Here is a 5,571-nt window from a genome sequence, read left to right on the forward strand (position 1 = left end):
AGCCTGCCGCGCTGGCCATCTTCGCCGGCGACCACGGCGTGCACGCCCGCGGCGTCACCCCGTGGCCGCAGGAGGTCACGGTGCAGATGGTGGCCGCCTGGTCGTCACCCGGGTTCTCAGCGGCGGTCAGATGCCGGCCTGGCGGAACACAGGCTCCGACTACGACCCCCACGCCCACGGCTGGGATCTGGATCCGGATGAGTACGACGCCGAACTCGTCCGCGAGGCACAGCAGTGGACGTGGTGGAAGCGCGTGAAAGCAGCTGGCATCCGCCAGAGCTGGCTGATGCCAGATCCCTACGTCGGCGCCAGCAGCGATGTCCCCCTGGATCGGGCCCTGGACAACCGCGAACGCTCCAGCGACCGGAACACCTACCGGAAGGCGCTCAAGGAGATCCGCGACGCGAACTACCGCGACATCGACGCCTGGGCGCACTCCGGTCACGAAGCGCTCGCACGAGCGGACGCCGTCACCGGCTCCTCGCCGACGGCCAGACGCCGGCGATCGGCCGCGATCATGGAGGCGTTGGGCTTCTACCAGACCGGCGTCGCCGTCGGTGAGTTGAGCCTTCCCAGCCGCTTCACCGGTGCCCTGCTCTGGTCGTCGACGGAGAACCGGCCCTTCCACCGTGCCCGTCATGGGCTTGCGCTCGCATGGTGGCGGCTCGGCGACTTCGACAAGGCCGCCACGGCCCTGAAGACGAGCCTGTGGATCAACCCCGACGACAATCAAGGGCTGCGCGAGCATCTGCCGCTGGTCGAAGCGCGCATCCCGTACGAGAAGGTCGTCGTCGACTTCGGCGACTAGCGCGGCAAAAAAGGTCGCCAGGCCTTGACGAGAGTGGATGACGAGGCTCGGCGCGACGGGCGGCCGCCGGAGCGACCTCAGCGAGATCGCTCCGGAAGATGGTTGTGCTCTCCGCGGCTCAGAGCGCTGACGCGTCTCGCGCCCCGACACTACCGCACCTGACGGCGGGCTGGCCCCGCAGCTCAGTCTTCGGGCAGGAGCGAGTCTCCGAGCGTGACCTCGGGCTGAGATCCTTGTGCCCACCCGGACTCCATGAACGCGCTCGCGATGGTGATGGCGCTCTCGCTGGTGGAGTCGTCTGGCTCCAGCGGATTGAGGTTCTCGTCATAGGCGAATGCCGTGTTACCAGGCTGCTCGGCCAACTCCGCGCTTTCCAGGTTCAGCACCAGCCGGCGGACCTGCCCGGGCAGGGCAGGCTCATTCCAGCCAGGGCGAGGGTTGGCCTCAGCCGAGGCATTGACGCTGACCAGAACCGATACCGGCACCTGGAAGTGCACCCACCGGCGGACCAGGCCGTCCTCGTCGCAGTCGTCGATGCAGGTCATATCGAGCTCACTCATACTGATCATCATCCGAGGTGAGCAGTTTACGCAGGATGGGCGACACGCCGCTTGCAGGGCGTGAGGCCGCAAAAAGCGCCTCACGCCAACCGACAGCGGCTACAACCCGCCGGCGCACCTCGGTGAATCTAGATCATCTATCCGGCCCCGGGCGGTTTAGCAACTACCTCTGAGCTTGTCTTTTAACCTCTGAACTTCGCATTTGGCCTGGTTGGCACCGATGGTGATCTATCGCGCATAGCGGGCTGTGGCGGTCAGGCCATGTCGATTCGGGAGACGAGAGGCGGCCACCGACTCATCGTCGAGGTGTGAAGAGCTCGAGGAGAGGCGGTGGCCGTGGCCTCCATGCTGGCACGCGCGCTGGCCGATGACAGCGGACCGTCTGGCGACAGTGACGGCACTGACGCGCTGGCCGTTCTGGCCAATTTCCGTACTGAGTGGTTCGCCTGCCTGACGGGCCGCGCCGAGGAATTGTTCGAGTTGACCGACGCGGTGCTGTGCGCGGATGGGCCGGTCAAGACGCTGGTCGGGCTGGCGCTGGCTCCCGAGCATCGGCGCGGGCACGGGGCCTTATATGACGGGCTCAACCACGGCCGCCTCAACATTGCGCGGGTGCGCATGGCCCTGGCCACGTTGGCGCTGCCACGGGCCGCCGACGGGCGGCTCGTGCTGGCGGTCGACGTCTCACCCTGGTTGCGCCCCGATGCCGCCACCGCGCCAAGGCGATCGTTCTGCCACACCTATGGCCGGGGCAAGAACGAGCACCGGATGATCCCGGGCTGGCCGTACTCGATCGTGGCAGCGCTGGAGCCCGGCCGTACCTCCTGGACCGCCCTGCTGGACGCGATCCGCCTGGAGCCAGGCGCCGACGTCTTGGCGATCACCGCCGTCCAACTCCGCCAGGTCGTGGAGCGACTGCTCGAGGTCGGGCAGTGGCAGGACGGCGACCTGCCGATCCTCATCGTGGCCGATGCCGGCTACGACCTGCACCGGCTGACGTTCCTGCTGGCAGACCTGCCGGTCGAGGTACTGGGCAGGCTGCGCTCGGATCGGGTGATGCGCCGCCCGACTCCGCCGCGCGTCTACAACCCCGAGGGCGGCAGACCACCCAAACACGGCGGCGAGTTCGTCTTCGGACAGCCCGGCACCTGGGGCGAGCCCGATCAGCAGACCACCACCGCGACAACCCGGTACGGCACCGCGACCGCGAAGGCCTGGGATCGGCTGCACCCGAAGCTGACCCGCCGGGCGGCCTGGATCGAGCACGACATGGAACTGCCGCTCATCGAGGGCACCGTTATCCGGCTGACCGTCGAGTACCTGCCCGGCGGCGGCGAACCCAAGCCCGTCTGGCTGTGGTGGTCGGGCACCGGCGCCGACGCGGCGGACGTCGACCGGCTCTGGCAGGCGTTCCTGCGCAGATTCGATCTGGAGCACACCTTCCGGCTGTTCAAGCAGACCCTCGGCTGGACCACCCCCAAGATCCGCGACCCTGAGGCCGCCGATCGGTGGACCTGGCTCATCCTGGCCGCGCACACTCAACTGCGCCTGGCCCGGCCGCTGACCACCGACCTGCGCCGCCCCTGGGAGAAGCCCGCCCCGCCCGAACGGTTGACCCCGGCCCGGGTCCGGCGGGGGTTTCGCAACCTGCGCTGGAAGATGCCTTGCCCAGCCGGTGCACCGAAACCTACCCGGCCAGGCCCGGGACGCCCGCCCGGCTCACCGAACCGGCACCGCGCACCCCGCCACGACGTCGGACGCATCCTGGCCACCGGCGAGGCACACCAACGCCCCACTCATCACAAGAAGGGGACCAAGCCCCGCCGCACCGCCTGATCTGTCACGCTCACCAACCGCTCGCCAATCCCATTTGCCGAGAAACGCGAAGATCGGAGGTTAAAAGACAAGCTGAGCAGGGCCATCGTGTCTCCTTGAGCAGGGTGTCGACCGGGTGGTCGGGTGATGGCGTCCGCTCCAGGCCGGGAGAAGGAAGGGCAGATCTCAGGCAGAGTCGGGAGTGGCGACCATGCCGCTGACCATCTCACGAATCATCTGAACCACGGGGGCCGGGAAGTCGGCTTCCGCCGGCGTGTCCCTCAGCAAGGCAATCAGTTCCTCGGGCGCGATGGAAAGGCGATGCACCAGTTCCTCCTGCGTCCAGTGCGCGGCGAGCATTCTCGCCATCAGGCCCTGGATGTTCTGCAGCAGTCGCCCACGCCGTTCCGCCTCGCGCTGGGCCTGCTGCAAGATCAGCACCGACTGGAACGGATCGTCGTCGGCCGCTTGGAGCTTGCTGGCCACGTCCGGCATTATCCGCGCGGCCTCTTCCAGAGCGGTCGCGCGCAGGGCCTCTCTCGCTTCGGGCGTGAGCCCCTGGAGATGTGCCGGGGTTTCGGGCAAGGCTCCCAGGTAGGCCAAGCGCTCATCGGGTGGCATCGACATCACGAGTGATCGGAGAAAGCCGTGCTCCTCCGGGTCTAGCACCTTCTCATCCATGGCTTGCGTGCCCTTCGTGCGGAGGATTCTCGGGGGTTGTTCGGGCAATCTGGTGCGCGCCCGAAGAGTTTGTTCGACCAGGCGGGCGGCACGTCCGGAGCGCCGGACCCGCTCCAGTTCGATTCGATAGACCTCGAGGTGGGCGTCGATCGTATGGGGCTCCAGCCACCCCTTCAGCTCGTAGCTGACGCTCCGATAGCCCGCCTTCAAGGCGTCACGCTCGTGAGTCAGGTGGTGCAGTGCCATGGTCGCGAGCGCGAGCGGATACCTCGCGAACAACTGAGCGTGGGCCCGGTAGCCGGGCGGGACATGGTCAAGAAGGAACGCCACCGCGCGCTCGCCGAAGTCGGGCGACTGAGGTTCCGGTACTCCCGCAGGCCAGCCCGGTGGACCCACCGGTGCGGGGGGCGACTGCTCCTTCGGCGGATCGAGCGGGGTCCGCTCGACGTCGGCGTCGTCTTGGCCGTCCATGAGTTGGATCCGCCGGATCGGCATCCACGCAGTTCGCCGAACGGTGCGGGCGCGCCTGTAGCTTGTGAGCTCATCCCACGTGACCCGCGCCTCGATCGGCACATCGCTCGCGTCGACTCGATACTCCAGCAGATGACCGACTTCCTGCTCAGGAAGGATGTAGATCATCGGCGGGTCGCTCATAGCTCGACATGGTAGCCACCTTCGCTCGCTCGTTCGATTGTGTGGGGTAGGCGTCGACCGCTCTCCGTCGTCTCGCCGGACCTCGGCGCCCCGCCCTCCTGAGGGAGCGCGAAAGAGGTCTTGACGTTTCGCCATGCACCGCCCGCCCGGAATCTCTACCCTGCCGAGGATGGTGAGGAATAAGCCAGTAGGCGATGAACAGGGCCAGGGCGATCACGAGGAACCACCGAGCGATCCGTCCATGGACGTCTTCAACGCCATGGCCGAGATCCGCATGGCCTCCTCCAGAGCGCTGGCGCTGCTGCACAAGCAGCAGATCGACTTCACCGCCGATCGCGCCCGGGCCGTCGCCGAACTCTGCGACGGCACCGAAGCGACCATCATCGCCATCCGGGACATCACGACCGCCTCCGCCCTGGACGACGCCGCGCTGGCCGCCTTCCTGGACGAGAACGACACGCCCCTCTAGACACCGGGATCCGGGCGGCCACACAACACCGCGCGCAGGAAGCCCGCCCCGCCGGGCCGCCGAGAGCGCCCAGGGTGCTGCCCGGTCACGGACGGGTGGTGACCGACGGGGCAGCGCCGACGCCTCGGGCGGCCGGTTCGTTCGGGGGCGACTTCGGTATGGACTTCACCCCCGACTTGGGTGGCGTGGTTAAGACCGCAACCCACGGCAGGGGAGCGTATCGCCAGGTCAGACGGTTTTCGGGCAGCGCGTTCGCCGCCCCGACTCGCCTATGGCGACTCCTGGATATGTGCGCGGGCAGGCATGGATGCGGGCCAGGGCAACCGGCGCCGGTCTGCGGGTAACCGCCCGCCGCGTCCTGGAGGTCGGTGGCCCAGGAGCGCGCCGTGCTGGAGCGCAGGCCTGAGGCAGGGCCCTCCCAGGTCCGTTCCCGGCCCCGGCTCAGACCTCGAACCCAGGAACCGGGGGACGTCGCCAGCGCTGTGGATCTTCCCATTCACGAGCGTCAGGGCATCGAGGCTGGAAAACTGGGCGCCGCGTGGCACGGGTTCGACGGGATGTCCGAGGGCTACTGCCTGCTCGAC

Annotated in this window: 5 protein-coding genes and 1 pseudogene; 4 read left to right on the forward strand and 2 right to left on the reverse strand. The window is 68.0% G+C overall.

Going from position 1 to position 5,571, the window contains the following annotated elements; all coding sequences use genetic code 11:
* Positions 1-38: 38 nt before the first annotated feature.
* Both AB0J64_RS56610 and AB0J64_RS56615 read left to right on the forward strand, forming a co-directional pair.
* A pseudogene (locus AB0J64_RS56610) lies at positions 39-86 on the forward strand (hypothetical protein); the annotation flags it as partial.
* Between the two features lie 44 nt (positions 87-130).
* Positions 131-808, forward strand: coding sequence for a hypothetical protein (locus AB0J64_RS56615; protein WP_364046918.1), 678 nt, complete (start codon positions 131-133; stop codon positions 806-808).
* 182 nt (positions 809-990) lie between these two features.
* Here AB0J64_RS56615 and AB0J64_RS56620 read toward each other — a convergent pair whose 3' ends face one another.
* Positions 991-1,353 (reverse strand): hypothetical protein, encoded by a 363-nt coding sequence (locus AB0J64_RS56620; RefSeq protein WP_364046906.1) that lies wholly within the window; start codon positions 1,351-1,353, stop codon positions 991-993.
* A 345-nt stretch (positions 1,354-1,698) separates the two neighbouring features.
* On the opposite strand from AB0J64_RS56620, the gene AB0J64_RS56625 reads away from it, so the two are divergent.
* Complete coding sequence (locus tag AB0J64_RS56625) at positions 1,699-3,204, forward strand: NF041680 family putative transposase (RefSeq protein ID WP_364046909.1); 1,506 nt, start codon at positions 1,699-1,701, stop codon at positions 3,202-3,204.
* A 165-nt stretch (positions 3,205-3,369) separates the two neighbouring features.
* Here AB0J64_RS56625 and AB0J64_RS56630 read toward each other — a convergent pair whose 3' ends face one another.
* Positions 3,370-4,518: a hypothetical protein gene (locus tag AB0J64_RS56630; protein WP_364046912.1), complete on the reverse strand. Its 1,149-nt coding sequence runs from the start codon at positions 4,516-4,518 to the stop codon at positions 3,370-3,372.
* A gap of 169 nt (positions 4,519-4,687) precedes the next feature.
* Between AB0J64_RS56630 and AB0J64_RS56635 the strand changes: the two genes are divergently transcribed.
* Positions 4,688-4,987, forward strand: coding sequence for a hypothetical protein (locus AB0J64_RS56635; protein WP_364046915.1), 300 nt, complete (start codon positions 4,688-4,690; stop codon positions 4,985-4,987).
* Positions 4,988-5,571: the final 584 nt, after the last annotated feature.

Source organism: Nonomuraea sp. NPDC049695 (genome assembly GCF_040674955.1).
GTDB classification, from domain to species: domain Bacteria; phylum Actinomycetota; class Actinomycetes; order Streptosporangiales; family Streptosporangiaceae; genus Nonomuraea; species Nonomuraea helvata.

Bases quoted from the DNA above. Each gene is read 5' to 3' on its own strand.
- AB0J64_RS56615 (WP_364046918.1), top strand. From the start codon at position 131: ATGCCGGCCTGGCGGAACACAGGCTCCGACTACGACCCCCACGCCCAC.
- AB0J64_RS56620 (WP_364046906.1), bottom strand. From the start codon at position 1,353: ATGACCTGCATCGACGACTGCGACGAGGACGGCCTGGTCCGCCGGTGG.
- AB0J64_RS56630 (WP_364046912.1), bottom strand. From the start codon at position 4,518: ATGAGCGACCCGCCGATGATCTACATCCTTCCTGAGCAGGAAGTCGGT.
- AB0J64_RS56635 (WP_364046915.1), top strand. From the start codon at position 4,688: ATGGTGAGGAATAAGCCAGTAGGCGATGAACAGGGCCAGGGCGATCAC.